The organism is Herbaspirillum sp. Her3 (genome assembly GCF_057961275.1).
This window is the reverse complement of sequence record NZ_CM176328.1, coordinates 4,235,549-4,255,169: the sequence shown is the minus strand read 5'-3', so window position 1 is coordinate 4,255,169 and position 19,621 is coordinate 4,235,549. Positions and strand designations below refer to the sequence as shown.

15 protein-coding genes are annotated in these 19,621 nt (G+C 64.3%); 11 read left to right on the top strand and 4 right to left on the bottom strand.

Going from position 1 to position 19,621, the window contains the following annotated elements; genetic code table 11:
• Nucleotides 1-2: 2 nt before the first annotated feature.
• From ACVC5H_RS19425 to ACVC5H_RS19405, 5 genes are all read left to right on the top strand, one after another.
• Complete coding sequence (locus ACVC5H_RS19425; protein ID WP_489619397.1) at nt 3-836, top strand: VOC family protein; 834 nt, start codon at nt 3-5, stop codon at nt 834-836.
• A 31-nt stretch (nt 837-867) separates the two neighbouring features.
• On the top strand, nt 868-1,644 hold the full coding sequence (locus ACVC5H_RS19420; protein ID WP_234294866.1) for an IclR family transcriptional regulator: 777 nt from the start codon (nt 868-870) through the stop codon (nt 1,642-1,644).
• Between the two features lie 104 nt (nt 1,645-1,748).
• Complete coding sequence (locus ACVC5H_RS19415; protein ID WP_209584890.1) at nt 1,749-2,720, top strand: helix-turn-helix domain-containing protein; 972 nt, start codon at nt 1,749-1,751, stop codon at nt 2,718-2,720.
• A gap of 288 nt (nt 2,721-3,008) precedes the next feature.
• Nucleotides 3,009-4,040 (top strand): SphA family protein, encoded by a 1,032-nt coding sequence (locus tag ACVC5H_RS19410; protein ID WP_489619396.1) that lies wholly within the window; start codon nt 3,009-3,011, stop codon nt 4,038-4,040.
• 24 nt (nt 4,041-4,064) lie between these two features.
• Nucleotides 4,065-5,252: an MFS transporter gene (locus tag ACVC5H_RS19405; protein ID WP_489619395.1), complete on the top strand. Its 1,188-nt coding sequence runs from the start codon at nt 4,065-4,067 to the stop codon at nt 5,250-5,252.
• Nucleotides 5,253-5,270: 18 nt separating this feature from the next.
• Here ACVC5H_RS19405 and ACVC5H_RS19400 read toward each other — a convergent pair whose 3' ends face one another.
• Nucleotides 5,271-5,975, bottom strand: a complete 705-nt coding sequence (locus ACVC5H_RS19400) for a hypothetical protein (RefSeq protein WP_489619394.1) — start codon at nt 5,973-5,975, stop codon at nt 5,271-5,273.
• Between the two features lie 132 nt (nt 5,976-6,107).
• The gene (locus ACVC5H_RS19395; protein ID WP_489619393.1) at nt 6,108-6,566 is read right to left on the bottom strand and encodes an acyl-CoA thioesterase; all 459 of its coding nucleotides are present in this window, start codon (nt 6,564-6,566) and stop codon (nt 6,108-6,110) included.
• 134 nt (nt 6,567-6,700) lie between these two features.
• On the opposite strand from ACVC5H_RS19395, the gene ACVC5H_RS19390 reads away from it, so the two are divergent.
• Nucleotides 6,701-7,789: an alpha/beta fold hydrolase gene (locus ACVC5H_RS19390; protein WP_489619392.1), complete on the top strand. Its 1,089-nt coding sequence runs from the start codon at nt 6,701-6,703 to the stop codon at nt 7,787-7,789.
• Nucleotides 7,790-7,842: 53 nt separating this feature from the next.
• On the opposite strand, the gene ACVC5H_RS19385 is transcribed toward ACVC5H_RS19390, so the two are convergent.
• On the bottom strand, nt 7,843-9,357 hold the full coding sequence (locus ACVC5H_RS19385; protein ID WP_489622729.1) for a lyase family protein: 1,515 nt from the start codon (nt 9,355-9,357) through the stop codon (nt 7,843-7,845).
• A 106-nt stretch (nt 9,358-9,463) separates the two neighbouring features.
• On the bottom strand, nt 9,464-10,237 hold the full coding sequence (locus ACVC5H_RS19380) for an SDR family oxidoreductase (RefSeq protein ID WP_489619391.1): 774 nt from the start codon (nt 10,235-10,237) through the stop codon (nt 9,464-9,466).
• Nucleotides 10,238-10,389: 152 nt separating this feature from the next.
• Between ACVC5H_RS19380 and ACVC5H_RS19375 the strand changes: the two genes are divergently transcribed.
• From ACVC5H_RS19375 to bcsA, 5 genes are all read left to right on the top strand, one after another.
• Entirely contained in the window at nt 10,390-11,271 is an 882-nt protein-coding gene (locus ACVC5H_RS19375; protein ID WP_489619390.1) for a LysR family transcriptional regulator, read from the top strand.
• 132 nt (nt 11,272-11,403) lie between these two features.
• Nucleotides 11,404-13,056 (top strand): VRR-NUC domain-containing protein, encoded by a 1,653-nt coding sequence (locus ACVC5H_RS19370; RefSeq protein ID WP_489619389.1) that lies wholly within the window; start codon nt 11,404-11,406, stop codon nt 13,054-13,056.
• Nucleotides 13,053-15,329, top strand: a complete 2,277-nt coding sequence (locus tag ACVC5H_RS19365) for an ATP-dependent DNA helicase (protein WP_489619388.1) — start codon at nt 13,053-13,055, stop codon at nt 15,327-15,329. Before ACVC5H_RS19370 ends, ACVC5H_RS19365 begins: the two co-directional genes overlap by 4 nt.
• A gap of 556 nt (nt 15,330-15,885) precedes the next feature.
• Nucleotides 15,886-17,247: a cellulose biosynthesis protein BcsQ gene (gene bcsQ / locus ACVC5H_RS19360; RefSeq protein ID WP_489619387.1), complete on the top strand. Its 1,362-nt coding sequence runs from the start codon at nt 15,886-15,888 to the stop codon at nt 17,245-17,247.
• Nucleotides 17,244-19,616 carry a UDP-forming cellulose synthase catalytic subunit gene (gene bcsA, locus ACVC5H_RS19355; protein WP_489619386.1) on the top strand — a complete coding sequence of 791 codons (2,373 nt, stop codon included), beginning with the start codon at nt 17,244-17,246 and terminating at the stop codon, nt 19,614-19,616. Before bcsQ ends, bcsA begins: the two co-directional genes overlap by 4 nt.
• Nucleotides 19,617-19,621: the final 5 nt, after the last annotated feature.

The following is a 19,621-nucleotide window of genomic DNA, read 5'->3' as shown; positions in this document are numbered from 1 at the left end:
ACATGAGCATGCAATCCCACAGCCCGGCCCAGCTGCACCACCTGCACATCACCAGCCCGGATCCGGATGCGCTGGCGCGCTTCTACAGCCAGAACATGGACCTGCAAGCCAGCCTTGAACAGGACCGCCACGTCTTGCGCGGCGGCAGCCGTGCCGCCGTGATGTCGGCCGGACCGGCCGGCCTGCTGTATCCCGCCTATGTCCTGCGTGACGCCGCCGCCCTGGACGCGCTGGCCACGCGGCTGGCGCGCAATGGCGTGGCCATGCAAGGCATCGATGATCCCCTGCTGCAAGCCGGCGCCTTCAGCATCGCCGATCCGCAAGGCCGCCTGACCGTCTACGGCCTGGCACGCGCACCGCGCCAGGCCGATGCCATGCCGGCGCGCCTGCAGCACGCCGTGTTCCAGACCACCCAGCTCGATGAAGTGGTGCGTTTCTACGTCGAACAGGTGGGCTTCACCGTCTCCGACGAGGGCGTCGATGAAGAGAGTGGCCGCATCATGGTGGTCTTCCTGCGCTCGGATGACGAGCATCATTCGCTGGCCTTCTTCCGCGGATCGCGCAACGAATGGGATCATCATTGCTACGAGACCGATGAATGGAATAACATTCGCGACTGGGGCGATCGCTTCGCGCGCTTGAGGATTCCGATCTTCTTCGGGCCGGGCCGTCATGGACCAGGCAACAACCTGTTCTTCATGGTCACCGATCCGGATGGCAACCGCCTGGAAATTTCGGCCGAGCTCGATCGCGTCGCCATCGACGCCACGCCCGGCGTCTGGCCCCACAATGAATACACCCTCAATTCGTGGGGCCGCGCCTGGATCCGGACCTGAGCGCCGGCCCGGCAAGACCGACAGGAAACCCATGGCAACCGACCGATCGCTGAGCGTACTGCGCCTGTTCACGCTGGAGACGCCAGCCTGGACCGTGGAGCAGATAGCCCGCACGCTGGAGGTGTCCATGAGTACCGCCTACCGCTACGTGCTGGCGCTGGAAGAGGTCGGCCTGGTCGCCTCCAGCGGTGGCGGCTACTACATCCTGGGCCCGGCCATCCTGCAGCTGGATCGCCAGATCCAGCTGACCGATCCGCTGCTGCTGAGTGCGCGCCCGGTGATGAACCGCCTGGCCGGTTATGCACCGGACGGCTCGGTGGTGCTGCTGTGCCGTGCCTTTGCCGATACCGTACTGTGCATCCACCAGGTACATACCAGGGGTCCGCAATCGCTGATCAGCTACGAGCGCGGCCGGCCGATGCCGCTGTTGCGCGGCGCGACCTCGCGCATCATCCTGGCGCATGAACCGACGCGCCGCTTGAAGCGGCTCTACGAACGCCACCAGGAAGAGTTGCGCAGCAGCGGCATGGCCGACTCCTGGGAACAGTTCCGCAGCCAGCAGTCGCAACTGCGCAAGACCGGTTATGCGGTGTCCTTCGGCGAGATCGATCCGGACCGCATCGGTATCGCCGTGGCACTGCTGGGCGAAGCACGACAGCCCATCGGCAGCCTCAGCTTCGTGCTGCCGGGCAGTGCCGGGCAGGAGCACATTCCCATCCTGGCCAGTGTCTTGGCTACCGGCAGCCGGGATATTGCCGCAGGTATGCAGGGCGGCGGAGAGGACGAGGCCAGACGCGCAAGCGCCTGAGCCGACATGACCTGTTGCCCGGCGAGGCCGCAGGCGAAAAAAAAGAGCAATGCACGCGTGAGCTGCCCCATGCAGCCGCGAAGACGCTAGCCAAGGAGATCAGCATGGCAAAACTGGCCGTCGTCGTCACCGACGACATCGCCCAAGTCGACCGCAGCCAGGTCTGGAAAACCTGGCTCAGTACCTATGTGGCGCGTGATCCGGAAGATCTGGCAACGTCGGGCATCAGCTTCAGTCCCGGCGATTGGCTGGGCTTTCGTGGCTGTATCGAATATGGTGACCTGGGCGAGGCCAGCCTGTGCCGGGTGCGCAGCGATGCCTGCCGCTATGTGCGCCAGCCGGCAGGGACGCCAGATGCGCCGGGCACGGCCATGATCGTCCTGCAGACGCGCGGCACCAGCGTGTTCCGCCAGGGCCAGCGGCAGGATGTCTTGCGTCCCGGCGACTGGAGTGTCTACGACACCACGCGCGCCTTCGCCATCGCCAGCGAAGGGGAGAGCGAGCATCTGGTCCTGCTGCATCCACGTTCGGCCGAACCGCCCCTGCAAGCCGCCCTGGGCCATCTTGCCGCCCGCAGTTTCGGCCGCACCGGCATTGAGCGCATGGTGCGCGAACAGATCAGCAGTGCCTTCCGCGAATGCCACACCATGCCCCTGCGCTCGGGCAATGTGGTGGCCAACACCATCCTGCAACTGGTGGGCTCGGCCCTGGAAGCCAGCAACGACAATCCTGCCGGCGCGGCCATGGGGCTGCGCCAGCGCATCGTGCAATTCATCGATGAGCACCTGAGCGACGAGCACCTCACGGTGGCGCGCATCGCCGAGGCATTCGGTTATTCCAGCCGGCAGATCCATCGCATGTTCAGCGACGAGACCGGCATGACGGTGGCCCAATATCTGTGGCAGCGCCGGCTGGCGCAGAGTCTCAAGGATCTGCAGGATAGCGAGCAGGCCGGCTGCACCATCACCGAGATCGCTTTCCGCTGGGGCTTCAGCAATGCGGCGCACTTCAGCCATGCGTTCAAGCAGGCCTATGGTCTCAGTCCGCGCGAGTGCAGGGTGGCGGCGCGCTGCTGAACGATTCAACTCCGCTCCGTCTGCATGATCCGGCCCGCTCTGGCGGGCCGTTTGCTTTTCTGCGCGGCGTTTCTTTGCTTGCCGCGCCTTCGCCACTGCACAGGTCACTTTGAACAAAGAGCGCGTCGCTCACGCAAAAGAGCCGCTGCGGCATTGCTTCTACACTTGTCCCGAACTTGATCAGACCGCTTGACAGGGCCGCACTGACAGGGCTGGAAAAGCGGCTTCAGGTTTCACTATAACAAGACAAGACAGCGATCCGCAGATCGCTCCATATCGGAGACAACCATGCAAGTGCCATCGGGAAAGCATCGTGCTTTCCGTCATCTCATCCCCATCACCCTCTTCGGTGCCAGCCTGGCCCTGGGGGCCGATCATGCGCTGGCGCAGGTCAGCGGCATTGCCCCCACGGTATCGCAGCCGCCGGGACTGAACCTGGGTGAAACCAGTTTCATGGATGGTTTTTCGCGCACCGAACCGGGCTGGGTCTACCTGCCTGCACTGCGTTACGCCAACGGCAACGCCATCAAGGATGGCAACGGACGCGATTCGGCCGCCTTCAAGGATCCGCACATCGACGCCCTGACCCTGGTCAACCATCTTTCCTATACCTCGCCCATTCGCATCGGCAATGCCACGCTGGGCATGAACGCGATCCTGCCCGTGGTTTCCGTGGATGGAAGCTTTGGCCAGCCCGGTGCCACGCTGGCCGGTGGCGGCACCAGCATCGGCGATCTGACCATCGGCCCGTCGCTGCAATTCGATCCCGTGATGGGCGCGGCCGGACCGGTTTATTCGCAGCGTCTTGAGTTCTCATTCCTGCTGCCCACCGGCCACTACAACCGCAACAACGACATCAACCAGGGCTCCGGCTATTACTCGATCAACCCCTACTGGGCCGCCACACTGTTGCCCACGCCGCGCTGGGAAATCAGCTGGCGCCTGCATTATCTCTACAACTTCAAGAACACCCAGCCGGCCGGCAGCGCCCCGCTGGCCTACCAGGGGCAGTCGGTGCGCGACACCCAGGCCGGGCAGGCGGCCTGGATCAATCTGTCCACGTCCTATGAAGTGATGCGCGACGTGCGCCTGGGCATCAACAGCTACTACTTCAAACAGCTCACCGACAGCAAGACCAATGGCACGGACATGGCCGATTCGCGCGAGCAGGTGCTCGGTGTGGGCCTGGGCGCAATGTTCACCATCCATCGCGGCGACAAGCGCGATGCCTTGTGGATCAACAGCTATACCGAAAGTCACGTGCGCAACCGCACCCGCAACAGCCTGGTCTTGCAGGCGCGTTACGCCTACGAATTCTGATTCCGGCCACTACAGGAGAACATGATGAGCCAGCAAGACAAGACAGAGGCAAGCCACAACGTCGACAGCGGCAAGACGCTGGGGCTGTTGGGCTTCCTGATGATGATCGGTGTAGGGACGCTGCAGATGCAACCGGTGCTGGGCGGTGCGCTGGTCGATCATTGGGGATTGAACCTGCAGCAGATGGGCATGCTGTTTGGGGCTGAACTGATCGCCATGGCCATCGGCTGCGGCAGTTCGGCGCTGGTGGTCAATCACTGGGACCGGCGCCGGCTGTGCCAGGGCGGCTTGCTGCTGCTGGCCGGCGGCAGTGCGCTCAGTGCCTTGCATGGCACTTACTGGCTGCTGTGCGCTTCGCGCGCGCTGGCCGGTTTCGGTGGTGGCGTGGCGCAAACGGTGGTGTATGCCACCAGCGCGCAACGCAGCAACAAGGACCGCACCTATGCGGCCACCAACATCATTCTCTTGCTGTGGGGAGCGGTCTCGATTGGCGCTGCGCCCTTGCTGATCTCGGCGGCCGGCGTCGGTGCGGTGTTCCTGAGCTTCCCCGTGATGGTACTGCCGGCCCTGGCCATGACCGGCCTGATCCCGCGCCAGGCGCGTCTGGCCGCACGCAGCGCTGAGCCGCTGGTGGCGCCGCCGCTGACGCTGCGCACCAGCTTGCTGCTGGTCTTGTTCGGCCTGCTCTTTGCCGGGCATGGCGTGCTGTGGGTGTATCAGGAGCGTATCGGCGTCTCCATCGGCCTGTCCGGTCCGGTGATCGGTGCCATTCTCGGCCTGAGCACGCTGGCCGGGGCTGCTGGCGCGGCGGTCGCAGGCGTGCTGGGCAAACGCTTGGGGCATCTGTCCGCACAGGTGATCGGGTTTGCCGGCTCCATCGTGGCCTCGCTGGCCATCGTGCATGGCCAGACCCAACTGGTCTATGCGGCATCGGCGGCGCTGGTGATGGCGGTGTGGTTCTTCGGGCTGACCTACCTGTTCGCCCTGTCTGCCGAACTGGACCCGACCGGGCGCCTCACCAGCCTGGCCAATGCCGCCGTCTTCGTTGGCCAGGGGCTGGGGCCGGTGATGGCCGCACTGATCGTGAGCGGCAATCACTTCCGTTCGGTCGGATGGCTGGCCGCCAGCATCTATGCCGTCTGCCTGGTCATTGCGCTGTACGTGACCACTCATGCTGCACCGGCGGCGCCACAAGGCGCGGTGCAGCACTGAGCGGGAGCAGGGCGGTCGTCAGCGACTTGCCACCAGCTTGTTCTTTCTGAATGCGTCCAGCACGAGCGCTGCCGACTGTTCCGCATCCGCATTGGTGATCTTGCCGAATATCGGTCCTTCGGTAACGTACAGGTAGCCCTCCCATACGACCGCATTGGTGCCCAGGTCCTTCAGCACCGCATGGACCTCAACGCTGGTCCGGCAGCCGCTGGCGCATTGCGTGCGTGCAGTCATGGGAGAGAGGATCAGCAAATGGGTCGAGCCTGGTGGTATGCGGATGCCTGCAACATCGCCGGGATCGGCGGAGCTGGCCAGTTCAGCTGGCAGTCCCTGCGCATTGAGCGCGTTGGTAAATACGGCTTTGAACGCGGCTTCCGTATCGGCCATGGCCGCTCGCCCGGACGTAGGGGCGCGGCCATATCCTCCCGTGAGCGGCATGGCGGTGACGGCGTGTGGCTCCAGGACGAAAACCGCCAGCTTGCTGATGACACCCTCATAGGAGGCAAGCTTGGTGTTGTTGCCCAGCTTGGCCCCCGTCGGTGTATCGATCACCTTCACGCAGGTCACACAGGTGGAACAGGCCGTCAGCATCAGGATGAGCGACAGCGACAGAAAACGCAGAACGGAGGATGTACGAGCCAAGACGGTGCCTTTCCAGTGCAAGAGGATGAAGGCGGGAGCGCGTGGCCGGATGGCCTGGCCATTTTCATGCATGGCGGCCATGGGCACGCGCGGCGCAGGCATCCTGAAAGCCCTCTGTCCGAGTCACATCATCGCGTCAGCGCGTGACTTTCCCCCTTCGTCAGCGAAATCCTAACAAGCTCATCTGACAAAATCCTGTCCGCCGCGCGATCCTCAGCCGGCCTGCTCCAGCGCCGCCGCAATGGCATCGGGCACGAACGGACGGTTGTTCATGAAGCAGGCGCCCACGAAGACGGCCTCTGCATACACCACATCGCCCACCTTGATCTGCTGGACGAAGTTGACCCGGCTGCGCTTCTCATGCCTTTGCAGTGCGCAGGTGACTTCCATGGTGTCGCCCTTTTGCAGGCTCTTGCGAAAGCGTAAGGAATATTCCAGCACCATGAACACCTGTCCCTGCTTGAACGCCTCTTCGATATCGATCCCCAGGGCTTCCTTCAAAAAAGCATGGCGCGTCCATTCCATATAAAACGGGTAATAGAGGCCATCGACGACGCCTTGAAAATCGATATGCCTGGGGTCTACTTCAAATTGTTTGGTGAACACGGTCTTGCTCCATCGTGGCGGTGAAAGTGGTACACGATAATCGCAATAGGCGAGGACGTCCATCATCCCCACGCAAGAGCGCAGGGCAGCTTGCTCGTAAAGCGGAGTGAAGACCGACCCGGTTTCGGAAATCCCGTTATCATTGCGCGGTATTGCGCTAACGCGCGCCCGTTCTGACGTCTACTTTTGTACCTGCGCCCATGCCGCCCATTCCCTTTTTCTCCCGTGCCAGGACAGCGCTTGCTGCCGGCTTGTTCAGCCTGCTTGGCGGTCTGCTGATGCTGTCTCCTGCTGCCTCTGCCCAGAGCAATCCCGCTGTCGACGCGCCGGTCTATGGACCGCAACTGGAGGGCTTCGCCTATCGCTGGCCGGTCTCGCGCTTTCGTTTCCACTCCCAGCGGCAGGACGTCGAGATGGCCTATCTGGACGTCGCTGCGGCAACCGGCAGCACGCCCCGGGGCACCGTGGTTCTGCTGCATGGGAAGAACTTCTGTGCCGGCACCTGGGAAGCAAGCATCGACGTGCTCAGCCGTGCCGGCTACCGCGTGATCGCACCGGACCAGATCGGTTTCTGCAAATCCAGCAAGCCTGACCGTTACCAGTTCAGCTTTGCGCAGCTGGCCGCCAACACGCATGCCTTGCTGGCCTCGCTGGGTATCAACGATCCGATCCTGATCGGACATTCCACTGGCGGCATGCTGGCCATCCGCTATGCGCTGTCCTATCCGGACCAGACCCGCCAGCTGGTGCTGGTCGATCCCATCGGACTGGAAGACTGGCGCGCCAAGGGCGTGCCGCCGGTGTCGGTGGACCAGTGGTATGCGCGTGAACTGGGCACCACCGCCGAGCGCATCCGCAACTATGAACGCGCCACGTATTTCGCCGGCCAGTGGAGCGAGGCCTATGAGCGATGGGTGCAGATGCTGGCCGGGATGTACCGTGGGCCCGGCAAGGAAGCGGTGGCGTGGAATTCCGCCTTGCTCTACGACATGATCCTCACGCAGCCGGTGTATTACGAACTGAAGAACCTGAAGACGCCAACGGTGCTGATGATCGGCGACCAGGACCGTACTGCCATCGGCAAGGAATTCGCCCCGCCTGAATTGCGTGCCGCGCTGGGCAATTATGCGGTCCTGGGACGCGAGGCTGCGGCATTGATTCCACATGCCCGGCTGGTGGTCTTCACTGGCGCCGGCCACGCGCCGCAGATGCAGATGCCCGAACTGTTTCATGCGCAGTTGCTCAAGAGCCTGGATCCTGAATCAGGCCAGGCGCAGCGCACGCCATAAGGGCCGCTCGGATCACTGCGGCTTTCCTGTAACGCTGCGTGTCGTGCCGGGTATTACTTCACCCCCGCCGACGCCGCCAGCCGATCAAAATCCGTATCCAGCTTCTGCAGCGACCCGGCAATATGCTGCTGCCGGGCCTTGATCCACGCATCCTGCTGCGCCACGCGCGCGGTGGCCTCGCGCAGCATGCGGTCCATCTCGGCCGGTTGCGGTCCGCCCACGGTGGCGCGGTTGCGCACGATGGCCACCGGATCGAGGGTGCTGCGGAACTCCTGTTCCGACATCGGCAGCGCCTGCGGGAATTCCGAATTCAGCACTGCCTCGTGATAGATGCGCTGCGCCTGTGCATAGGGAAAATCGAGCGGACGGATATTGTTGGCCTTGGCGTATTCCACGACCTCCGAAGCGAAGTGATGCCCCACGCGGAAGGGCAGCTTGTACTTGCGCATGAGGACGTCGGCCAGTTCCTGGGAAGCGGTCCAGTCGCTGTTGAGTTCTTCCAGCGCGCGTTGCGGATCGATGACCAGCGCACCCAGGATGCTCTCCCAGTTCTTGAGCACCTTGACCGTGTTCATCACCATCTCCTTGGTGGGCTTCACATCCTTGGCGTCGCTCATGCCGGGCGGCAGGTTGTGCGCCACGATGGCTGCACCCATGCCCTCGGCCAGCACCACGGACGCATCGCGCCGGGTGCTGTTGAGCAGGCCCGGATTGCGCTTCTGCGGCATGGCCGAGGAGACGTAGGTATTGGCGCCGCCTTCCTGCAGCAGGATCCACGGACGCGGCTGCGCATATTGCGTCATCACGTCCTGGATGAAGGTGCCGGCATGCAGGGCGATGGAAGACACCAGCGCACCGGCTTCCACCGGCCCATCCACGGCCGACAGTTGGGCGGCGTCATAGGCGTTGTCGACGATGGCGGCAAAGCCCAGGTAGTCGGCCATGCGCTGGCGGTTCAGCGGCCAACTGGTACCGTTGAGGACGGTGGTGCCCATGGCCGAGCGGTCCAGCCGCACATAGGCTTCGCGCAGGCGCTGGGCGTCACGGTCCAGCGCCGCCGCAAAGCCCAGCAGGTAGTGGCCGTAGCTGTTGGGCTGGGCGGCTACGCCATTGGTGTAGTTGGGAACGATGGTGTCGCGCTGGCTGGCCGCCAGCTTCACCAGTGCTGCCGTGGTGGCGTTGAGCTGGGCGGCCAGGGTCAGCAGGTCTTCGCGCAGGATGGCCGCGCGCAGCGTGGAGAGCATGTCCTGGCTGGAGCGCCCGGCATGCAGCAGCGTGATCTGCGGGCCGGCTGCCTGGATCAGCAGCGGCTCGAAGGTGATCACCAGCGTCGGCCGTTTGGCGCCCGGCAGTTCGCCATCTGCCAGCACCTTGCGGATGCCCTTGACGATGAGCGGCGTCATCGACTTGTCCAGCAAGCCTTCGTCGGTGTTGATGACGGCGGTAGCCTTGTTGATTTCGCCGAGCCAGAAGAATTCATCGTGGCGCAGGGGCTGCTGTGCCTGCAGCGGGGCAGCGCACAGCAGCGCAGCGGACAGGGCAAGGGCTTGGCTGGAAAGCTTGGGCAAGGTGGTCTCCTGGGTCGATATGGTGTTGATTGTGCTCATCGGAGCAGGGGCCTATCTTAGCGGGCAATCGTGTTTTCGTTTTGGACGATTCCGTTCGGGCGAGGCATCAGCCTATGGCGTTGACCAGGTTCTCACCGCCGCTCACCTCCAGCACCGTGCCGGTGATATAGGGATTGGTCATCAGGAACAAGGCCGCATGCGCGATATCGGCCGCCTGCCCGGCACGGCGGGCCGGGAAGCTGGCGGCGACCTGCTGCGACATGCCCGCCCGCACTTCGGCCGGGAGGAAATTCCACATATCGGTTTCCACATAGCCCGGGCGAATGGTGTTCACTCGGGTGGGTGCCAGTTCCACCGCCAGCGAGGCCGACAGCGCTTCGACGGCGGCAAAGCTGGAAGTGACGGCGGTAAACCCGGGCTTGGGCCGCGCGGCCATGCCGCCGCTGAGGAAGCTCATCGAGCCGCCAGTGCGCAGCAGCGGCGCGGCATAGCGGGCACAGGCCCAGGTGCCGAGAAACTTGCCCTCGACATAGCTGCGCACGCCGCCCATGTCGGCATCCATGAAGCTGCCCCAGGTGCCGATGTCGGGCGCGGCCGTGACTACCAGATGATCGAAAGGCCCGATGGCGGCGAAGGCGTTGCGCACCGAGGTTTCATCGCGCATGTCCATGCTCGCCTGCTCGAACCCGGCCAGGTCCGGGCGTGATCCGGTGGAGGTGATGCGGCGGCTGGCGACGACTACCGTAGCGCCGGCCGCCAGCGCGGCGCGGGCAATTCCGAGTCCGATACCGGTCTTGCCGCCGACCACCACGACCTTCTTGCCGCTGAGGTCGAGGGAGGGCGCCGGATGGCTTGCAGGGTTGTGATGTGCAGTGTTCATGATGTGTGTCCAATCGGTTCAAGGGAAAAAGGGCGGGATTCAGAGGGAAGTCCGGCCAGGTGCTGAGGCATGGTAATTGCCCTTGTTTCGATTGATAATCCGACAAAATACGATGACTGTTATTCTGATTTGGAATAAATAAAAGGATGCACATGGACAGGTTCCAGGAACTCACGGCCTTCGCCGCCGTGGTTGAAACGGGCGGTTTTTCTGCTGCTGCGCGCCGGCTGGGTGAATCGCAGTCGAGCGTGAGCAAGTCGGTCAGCGCCCTCGAAAAGCGCCTGGGCGTGCAACTGCTCAACCGCAGCACCCGCAGCGTGACGCTGACCGATCACGGCCGCAGCTATTACGCCCGCACCACGCCCCTGCTGGAAGAGATGGCGCAGGCCGATGCCGAGCTGGCCAGCAGTACCGTGGCGGCCACAGGCCTGGTACGACTGGCGGCTTCGGCCACCTTCGGCCGCCTGCACGTACTGCCGCTGATACCGGCGCTGCTGGCCCGGCATCCCGGCATTCGCCTCGATCTGCAGTTTTCGGACGGCGTGCGTGATCTGCTGGCCGACGGCATCGACCTGGCCATCCGCGTGAGTCCGCAGCATCATCCCGATGCCGTGGTCAAGCGTGTCACCAGCGTGCCCCTGGTGTGCGTGGGAGCACGCCGTTATTTTGCGCGGTTCGGCGTCCCGCAGACACCGCAGCAGCTGGTACGGCACAACTGCCTGATCTTCAACGACATGAACGAATGGACCTTCAGCGGTCCACAGGGCCGCTTCAGCGTGCCGGTACAGGGCAACCTGTCCTCCAACACGGTGGAAGCCATCCTGGCTGCAGTGCAGGCCGGCGTGGGCATCGGCATGTTCAACCGGGCTTCGCTGGTGGGTGAGCTGTGCCGTCCGCATATCGTCACCGTCCTCGATGCCTATGTGGCCGAGACGCGCGACATCTGTCTGGTTTGGCCGCGCCGCCGCTTCATCCCGGCGCGGGTGCGAGTGGTGACCGATTTTTTTGCCGCTGAGCTGGCACGCAGGCTGTGAGCGGCTGAGCGGGCAGGGATGATTCCCGGGGCTTCATTTTTGGCGCGGCAAATATGGTGGATTACGCTGAAAAGGCTATACTGTTCATCCATACAGTTATCGCTCGACTCTTTTTCCGCGTTTGTTCCCCCGATGCCCGCCGTTCCCGATCACCGTTTCTACTACCTGAGCAATTTCCAGCAGGCGCTGGACTGGCTGGCGCAGCGCTATGCCGACCTGCTCAGTGTAGAGGAGTGCGCTTTCATGCAGCGCTTTGCCGGACTGCCGCTGGCTTCGCGCGCGCTCTTCGTGCGCCTGATGATGCGCAAGGGGGAACACTTCCGCGTGAGCCGCCTGGCTTATCCGGAAATCGGCTGTGCGCTGCAGGCCGCACGGGACTTGCCGCAGGAGTGGATCGACCTGGATCCGCCGCTGTCCCTGGCCGAGCTGTTCGCGCTGGCGACCAAGCCGGAACTGGTGCGCGCATTTGCCTTGAGCGGCGCGCTCAAGACCGCGCGCAAGGAGGATCTGCTGGCCGCGCTGGCAGCCGATGCGGCCCACGCCGCGCCCCGTCCTTTTGCGCAATGGATGGCGCCCGGGCAGGGCGGCGAAGAGGTCCTGCGCATGCGGCTTGGCGGCCTGTGTGAACGTTTGCGCCTGATGTTCTTCGGCAACCTGCGCCAGGACTGGAGCGAGTTCGTCCTGGCCGACCTGGGCATGCTGCGCTATGAACAGATTGCCCTGTCACCGCAGGCGCGCGGTTTTCGCAGCCGCGCCGATATCGACCTCTACCTGCAACTGCAGGCCAGCAAGGACCGCTACCACGCCGGCGAGGAGGCGGCTGCGATCCTGGCGGCGCTGCCCTCGGGCCGCTTCGACAATCCCTGGCTGCAGAGTCGCCGCGAGCGCCTGCTGTTCCAGCTCGGCCAGCTGTTTGAGAAGGCTGGCGACTGGGCACAGGCGCAGCAGGTCTATGCCGCTTGCGCCTATCCCGGGGCGCGGGTGCGTGCCATCCGCGTGCTGGAAAAACAGGGCCGCTTCGGTCCCGCCCATGACCTGCTGAAAGTCGCCTCGCAGGCGCCCGAGAGCGAGGCTGAGCGCCAGCAGTTGCTGCGCATCGCGCCGCGCCTGGCACGCCAGCTGGGCTTGCCCCCCGCGCTGCGCCCTCGTCCGGCCATAGTTGATCAGATCGCGCTGGTACTGCCCGCCGATGGCCGCCGCGTCGAGGTCGTGGTTCAGCGTCATCTGCAGCAGGCGCAGGCGCCGGTGTTCTACGTCGAGAACGCGCTGGCCAATACGCTCTTTGGCCTGCTGTGCTGGGAAGCCCTGTTTGCGGCCATTCCCGGTGCCTTCTTCCATCCCTTCCAGCGCGAGCCCGCTGATCTGCTGAGCGCCGATTTCGCTGCGCGGCGGCGCGAGCTGCTGGCGCGCTGCTTGGGGCGACTCGATGATGGCAGCTATCGTGAATCCATCCTCGCCACCCATGAGGCCAAGCAGGGTCTGCAATCGCCCTTCGTTGCCTGGGGAGCAATCCCGCGCGAGGTGCTGACGATGGCGCTGGACTGCATTCCGGCTGCGCATCTGAAGCTGTGGTGCCTGCGCATCCTCGAGGACGTGCGGGAGAACCGTAACGGCTTCCCCGACCTGATCCAGTTCTGGCCGCAGCAACGGCGCTATCGCATGATCGAAGTGAAAGGGCCGGGCGACCGCCTGCAGGACAACCAGCGCCGCTGGCTGGACTATTGCGCGCGTCACGCCATGCCGGTCTCGGTGTGCTATCTGCAATGGGAGCAGGCTGCCGCATGAGTGCCGTCACCGTTGCGCGTTACACCGTGTCGGTGCGTGCGCTGTGCGAATTCACGGCCAAGGAGGGCGATCTCGACCTGCGTTTCACGCCCACGCCGACCGCCCAGGAAGGCATCGCCGGGCATGCCGTCGTGGCCGCGCGCAGGGGCGAGGGCTACCAGAGCGAAGTGACGCTTTCTGCCGACCATGGCGCGCTGCACGTGCGGGGACGCGCCGATGGCTATGATCCCGTCCGCCAGCGGCTGGAAGAAGTGAAGACTTATCGTGGCCAGCTCTCCAGCCTGCCGGACAATCACCGTCACCTGCACTGGGCGCAACTGCGCGTGTACGGCCACCTGATGTGCGAGAAGCTGGGGCTGGAACGCATCCATCTGGCGCTGGTGTATTTCGACATCGGCAGCCAGCAGGAAACGGTGCTGGAAGAAACCCGCAGCCGCGAGGATCTGGCGGCGCTCTTTGCTGGGCAGTGCGAGCGTTTCATGCGCTGGGCCGAACTGGAGCTGGCCCATCGCGCCGCGCGCGATGCCGCCTTGCAGGGGCTGCGCTTTCCGCATGGCGACTTTCGCCCCGGCCAGCGGCAACTGGCCGAGGCCGTGTTCCGCGCCCACAGCGGCCGGCGCAGTTTGTTGGTGCAAGCGCCCACCGGCATCGGCAAGACCTTGGGCACGCTCTTTCCGGCACTCAAGGCTGCGCCCGCACAGCAACTGGACAAGATTCTCTTCCTCGCCGCCAAGACCCCTGGCCGCCAACTGGCGCTGGATGCGGCAGCGACACTGAAGTCGCAGGGCGACGTGCCGCTGCGCGTGCTGGAACTCTGCGCGCGCGACAAGGCCTGCGAATACCCGGACCGGCTGTGCCGGGGCGATTCCTGCCCGCTGGCGCAGGGCTTCTATGACCGTCTCCCCGCGGCCCGCGCGGCCTGCCTGACGCAGCCCCTGCTGGACCGCGAACACGTGCGCAGCGTGGCCCTGCAGCATCAGGTCTGTCCCTACTACCTGGGCAGCGAGATGACGCGCTGGAGCGACGTCATCGTCGGCGACTACAACTACTGGTTCGATGGCGGCGCCATGCTCTACGGGATGGCGCAGGCGCATGACTGGCGCGTGAGCGTACTGGCCGACGAGGCCCACAACCTGGTCTCGCGCGCCCGCAGCATGTACAGCGCGCAACTGGGCCGCGCGTCCCTGCGCGCGGCACGCGCGGTGGCGCCGCCGGCAGTGGCCAAGCCGCTGGAACGGCTGGGCCGCGCCTGGACCGCCGCCGGCAAGAAAGCCGACTTGCCCTACCAGGTGCTGGAGGCGCCGCCGCCCAAATTCGTCGATGCCCTGGGCAGCAGCGTGAGCGCCATCAGCGATTACCTGGCCCAGGTGGCGGTGCCGCTGGAGCCGCCGCTGCGGGATTTCTACTTCGACGCCATGGCCTTCGTGCGGCTGGCCGAATCCTTTGGTCCGCACTCGCTGTTCGACCTCACCCGCGAGGATGAACGCAACACCGTGCTGTGCATCCGCAACGTGGTGCCCGCGCCCTTCCTGGGACCGCGCTTTGCCTTTGCTCATGCCACCACGCTGTTCTCGGCCACGCTGGCACCGTGGAATTACTTCGCCGATCTGCTGGGCATGCCGGCCTCGACCGCCTGGATCGACGTCGAATCGCCGTTCCACGCCAGCCAGTTGCAGGTCAAGGTGGCGCACCGGATCTCCACCACCTGGCAGCGCCGCGCCGCTTCCATCGCGCCGATCTGCGGCGTGATGGCGCGTCAGTTCGGCGAGCGGCCGGGCAATTACCTGGCGTTCTTTTCCAGCTTCGAGTATTTGCAGCAGGCACGCGACGCCTTCGTGCGCGCGCATCCCCAGATCGCCACCTGGCAACAGTCGCGCCGCATGTCCGAAAGTGAGCGCGATGCCTTCCTCGAGCGCTTCGAACACGGCGGGCAGGGCATCGGTTTTGCCGTGCTGGGCGGCTCCTTCGGCGAAGGGGTGGACTTGCCCGGTGAGCGTCTCATCGGCGCGTTCGTCGCCACGCTGGGCCTGCCGCAGTTCAATCCGGTCAACGAACAGTTGCGCCTGCGCATGGATCAGCTGTTCGGCTGCGGCTATGACTACACCTACCTCTATCCCGGCCTGCAGAAAGTGGTGCAGGCGGCCGGCCGCGTGATCCGCACCGAAACCGACCAGGGCACCGTCTGGCTGATCGACCAGCGCTTCGGCCGCCCGGAGGTGCAAGCCTTGCTACCCGCATGGTGGCAATTGGACGCGTCTGCTGACCAAACCTGACATCAGGTTTTTCCCGAGTGACAAGTTTTGCTGATCGGATAAGATGTGTTCGTCATGCAACACACAGTAACTTGCACCTATATCCTGTCATTTGAGAGCAAAAATCGCTTATTTCATTGCTATGAGGAAATTTGGAATGCCTGTCGGCAACTGTGTTCCAAAACCGCGACGCTATTCGGCACAAATAGTCGCTGATAGGCGACAAAAACTCTACGAGGCGGGTAAGATTCGCGCCTTGTTGCCGACATTCTCGTGAGCAAGATTTTCTCACCTGATGAAAATTTGCATTCCTGACAACAAATAAGCTTGCGTCAGTAGATTTTGTTTGCTTTAATGACAACACGAAATGTAGTCTTGATGACAACATTTCTGCGCCTGGTTCGCACGAAGTCCGCTTCGTATCCAGAGGGGAAAAGGACCGCCGATAGAGCGGAATATCGAAAATAGCAAGGGGATGTCGACATATGAGAACGTTTATAGCGGTTTAACAAGGTTGCAGGCAGGTCCGGCGGGGCGGCCGGTGCTGTAGCCCTCGGGCCTGGGCAGGGAGTCAAGAATGGGAAACGATATCTCCAACTTGCTGAGCAAGTTCGGGGCGACGGTGGACGGATACCTCGAAGTCGAGGCTGCCATCAACTACAAGGAACCGGCGCGCAAGGCAAAGGTGTCCCCGGTGGTAGAGCAGAAGACGGAGTCCGGCGTCAAGGCAGTCGAGCCGGCCACTGGCATCGACCAGGCCGAACCGGCGCCGGTGCCGGCGGCCAGTACTCCCGCTCCCGTGCTGGAAAGCCAGCCGGTTGCCGCTCCACAACGTATCGAACCCGTCATTGAGCCGCTGGCCGCACCGGCCCGCGAGCCACAACCGGCCCCGCTGGCCGAGACCGCCCAGCCGCCCGTGGCGGCCCAGCCCGCGCCGGCCGCTCCGGTGGCCGAGGTTGCGCCTGCCCTCAAGCTTGCGCCCGCCGAGCCCAAGCGGGCTCCTGCCGTGCCGCAGGCGCTGGCCCCGGCGGTCCCGATCAGTCCTGCCACCACCAGCGATCCCGCCGTGCCAACCCTGCTGCGCTCGATGCTGGGCGACGCCGCGCGCGAGCGCCAGGCCCAGCAACGCAGCGGCAGCGATGCGCCGGGGCAGTCCGCTTTGACTCCGCCACCCTCCACGCCAGCCCAGGTCATCGCCGTGGTGTCGCCCAAGGGCGGCGTCGGCAAGACCACCTTGTGCTCGGCCCTGGCCTGTAGCCTGGCGCGTCACGGCCGCGTGATTGCCGTCGATCTCGATCCACAGAATGCTTTGCAATACCACCTGGGTGTGAGCACCGAAGCGGCCACCCCGGTGACACTTCCTCCCTTCGTAGCTGACTGGCGCGACGGCCTGCTCAGCGGCATGGCTGGCACACAGGTGGTCAACCATGCCCTGGTGGCCAGTGCCGGAGAGGCCGTACTGGCCCAGCAGATGGCCCAGGATGGTCAATGGCTCATGCGCTGGCTGCAGGCCATGCAGTTGCAGGCGGGCGATGTGGTCCTGCTGGACCTGCCGGCCGGCCAGACGGCTTACTTCGACCAGGCATTGCAGGCGGCCGACCAGGTGCTGGCGGTGGTTACGCCCGACGCCGGTTCCTTCCTCGCGCTCGAACACATGCGCCAGGCCCTGCATGGCCGCAACAACTGCCGCTATGTGGTCAACAAATACGACGCCAGCCGCAGCTTCTGCCAGGACATGCTGGAAGTGCTCAAGCGCTGGATGGGGCCGCGCCTGGCCGGGGTGATCGCGCTCGATCACGCCATCAGCGAGGGGCTGGCCTATGGTTTCAACCCCCTCATCAAGGCCAGCGACTCGCCTGTCTATGACCAGCTCCAGGGCGTCAGTGAAGTCTTGCGTGTCGCCGCGGCCAAGGCGCGTGCTGCAGGTGGCCGCGCATGACGACAGGACCACAAATGCCATTACAACAGCCTCAGCAAGAGCCGGTCCAGATGGATGCGCCGCCCACGATATCGGCCGATCCGCCGGGACAGGAACCCTCGGCACGGCCATCGGAAAACCGCCTGCAGCAATGGATACAGCGGGTCGGCGAACGTCTTGAAGGCCTGCCGCGCGGCCCACGCCGCGTGGTGCAATGGGCGGTGCTGCTGTTTGCCACGATGCTGGCGCTGCTGCTCATCTCGGTTCCGCTGGACTTCAACACCCAGTGCGTATTTGCCGTTGGCTGCTTCATCGCTGCGCTGGTACTGCGCAAGCAGTCGGGACGCTTCCCCGTGCTGGTGCTGATCACGCTCTCGCTGATCGTCTCGATGCGCTACATGTACTGGCGCATCGACTCCACGCTGGGCTTTGAAAGCTGGATGGACATCGTGTTTGGCTATGGGCTCCTGGTGGCCGAGCTGTATTCGCTGCTGGTGTTGGTGCTGGGCTATCTGCAGACCGCCTGGCCGCTGCGCCGCACGCCGCAGATGCTGACCATTCCACCCTCGGAATGGCCGACGGTGGACGTCTTCATTCCCTCCTACAACGAATCGCTGGACATCGTTTCGCTCACCATCTTCGCCGCGCAGGCCATCGACTGGCCGCAGGACAAGCTGCGCGTGCACGTGCTCGACGATGGCCGCCGCGAGGAATTCCGCGAGTTCTGCGACAACATCGGCGTGAACTACCTGGTGCGTTCGAACAACCATCACGCCAAGGCCGGCAACCTCAACGAAGCGCTCAAGGTCACCGATGGCGAATTCGTGGCCATCTTCGATGCCGACCACGTGCCTACGCGTTCCTTCCTGCAGATCTGCGTGGGCTGGTTCTACCGCGACGCCAAGCTGGCCATGCTGCAGACGCCGCACTTCTTCTTCTCGCCCGATCCCTTCGAGAAGAACCTCAATACCTTCCGCTCGGTGCCCAACGAGGGCGAGCTCTTCTATGGCCTGGTGCAGGATGGCAATGACCTGTGGAATGCGGCCTTCTTCTGTGGCTCCTGCGCCATCATGCGCCGCACGGCCTTGATGGAAATCGGCGGCATCGCCGTCGAGACCCTGACCGAAGATGCCCACACGGCGCTGAAGATGAACCGCGCCGGTTACAACACCGCCTATCTCGCCATCCCCCAGGCCGCCGGCCTGGCCACCGAGAACCTGGCGCGCCACATCCGCCAGCGCATCCGCTGGGCACGCGGCATGGCGCAGATCTTCCGGGTCGACAATCCCCTGAAGGGGCGCGGACTGCGGCTGGGCCAGCGGCTGTGCTACCTCAACGCCATGCTGCACTTTTTCTATGGCTTGCCGCGCCTGATCTTCCTGACCGCACCGCTGACCTACCTGTTCTTCGGCGCCCACATCTTCCACGCCTCGGCCCTGCTGATCACGGCCTACGTGCTACCCCACGTGCTGCACGCCAACCTGACCAACTCCAGCATCCAGGGACGGTTCCGCCACTCCTTCTGGAACGAGGTCTACGAGACCGTGCTGGCCTGGTACATCCTGGGGCCGGTGCTGCTGGCGCTGGTCAACCCCAAGCTGGGCGGCTTCAACGTCACCGACAAGGGCGGCATCATTGCCGAGGATCATTTCGACTGGAAGCTGGCACGGCCCTACATCCTGCTGCTGCTGCTCAACGTGCTCGGCCTGGTCTTTGGCGTATGGCAGCTGGTGACGGGCGATCCGGGTGCCGTCACCACCATCCTCATCAACATGGCCTGGACGCTCTACAACGTCATCATCAGCAGCGCCGCCATGGCGGTGGCGGCAGAAACCCGCCAGGTGCGCAGTGAGCCGCGCGTGGCCGCCGAGCTGCCGGCGCGCGTCCAGCTCGACGATGGCAGCGTCATCGAGGCCACCACGCTGGACTTCTCGCAGAAGGGGATCGGCCTGCGCTTGCCGGCTGGCGTCAACATTGCGCGCAATGCGCACATCCAGGTGACGCTGTTCCGCAACGAGCAGGAAAAGATGTTCCCGGCGGTGGTGGTGTTCAGCCGCAACGACATGGTGGGTGCGCAGTTCCACGAACTGACATTGCGCCAGCAAAGCGAACTGGTGCGCCTGACCTTCTCGCGCGCCGACATCTGGGCCAACAACTGGGGCAAGACGCGTCACGACACGCCGCTCAAGTCCTTGCGCGAAGTGGCCGGCATCGGCATGAACGGGGTCCGGGAATTGATCAGGGCGGCATTGATTGAAGTGCGTAAATGGCGCGCCAGACGACGGGAGGCCGCTGAACTGGCGGCAGCTGGCGCGGCAGGGGCAGCAGGGGTGGCGGCCACGGGAGCACCCTCGACAGCGGGTTTGGACAACACTATGGAAGAACAATAATGAGC

What these genes read in the sequence shown, in the direction of transcription:
- ACVC5H_RS19425 (WP_489619397.1), top strand. Translation starts at nt 3, where the DNA reads ATGAGCATGCAATCCCACAGCCCGGCCCAGCTGCACCACCTGCACATC.
- ACVC5H_RS19420 (WP_234294866.1), top strand. Translation starts at nt 868, where the DNA reads ATGGCAACCGACCGATCGCTGAGCGTACTGCGCCTGTTCACGCTGGAG.
- ACVC5H_RS19415 (WP_209584890.1), top strand. Translation starts at nt 1,749, where the DNA reads ATGGCAAAACTGGCCGTCGTCGTCACCGACGACATCGCCCAAGTCGAC.
- ACVC5H_RS19410 (WP_489619396.1), top strand. Translation starts at nt 3,009, where the DNA reads ATGCAAGTGCCATCGGGAAAGCATCGTGCTTTCCGTCATCTCATCCCC.
- ACVC5H_RS19405 (WP_489619395.1), top strand. Translation starts at nt 4,065, where the DNA reads ATGAGCCAGCAAGACAAGACAGAGGCAAGCCACAACGTCGACAGCGGC.
- ACVC5H_RS19400 (WP_489619394.1), bottom strand. Translation starts at nt 5,975, where the DNA reads ATGGCCGCCATGCATGAAAATGGCCAGGCCATCCGGCCACGCGCTCCC.
- ACVC5H_RS19395 (WP_489619393.1), bottom strand. Translation starts at nt 6,566, where the DNA reads ATGATGGACGTCCTCGCCTATTGCGATTATCGTGTACCACTTTCACCG.
- ACVC5H_RS19390 (WP_489619392.1), top strand. Translation starts at nt 6,701, where the DNA reads ATGCCGCCCATTCCCTTTTTCTCCCGTGCCAGGACAGCGCTTGCTGCC.
- ACVC5H_RS19380 (WP_489619391.1), bottom strand. Translation starts at nt 10,237, where the DNA reads ATGAACACTGCACATCACAACCCTGCAAGCCATCCGGCGCCCTCCCTC.
- ACVC5H_RS19375 (WP_489619390.1), top strand. Translation starts at nt 10,390, where the DNA reads ATGGACAGGTTCCAGGAACTCACGGCCTTCGCCGCCGTGGTTGAAACG.
- ACVC5H_RS19370 (WP_489619389.1), top strand. Translation starts at nt 11,404, where the DNA reads ATGCCCGCCGTTCCCGATCACCGTTTCTACTACCTGAGCAATTTCCAG.
- ACVC5H_RS19365 (WP_489619388.1), top strand. Translation starts at nt 13,053, where the DNA reads ATGAGTGCCGTCACCGTTGCGCGTTACACCGTGTCGGTGCGTGCGCTG.
- bcsQ (WP_489619387.1), top strand. Translation starts at nt 15,886, where the DNA reads ATGGGAAACGATATCTCCAACTTGCTGAGCAAGTTCGGGGCGACGGTG.
- bcsA (WP_489619386.1), top strand. Translation starts at nt 17,244, where the DNA reads ATGACGACAGGACCACAAATGCCATTACAACAGCCTCAGCAAGAGCCG.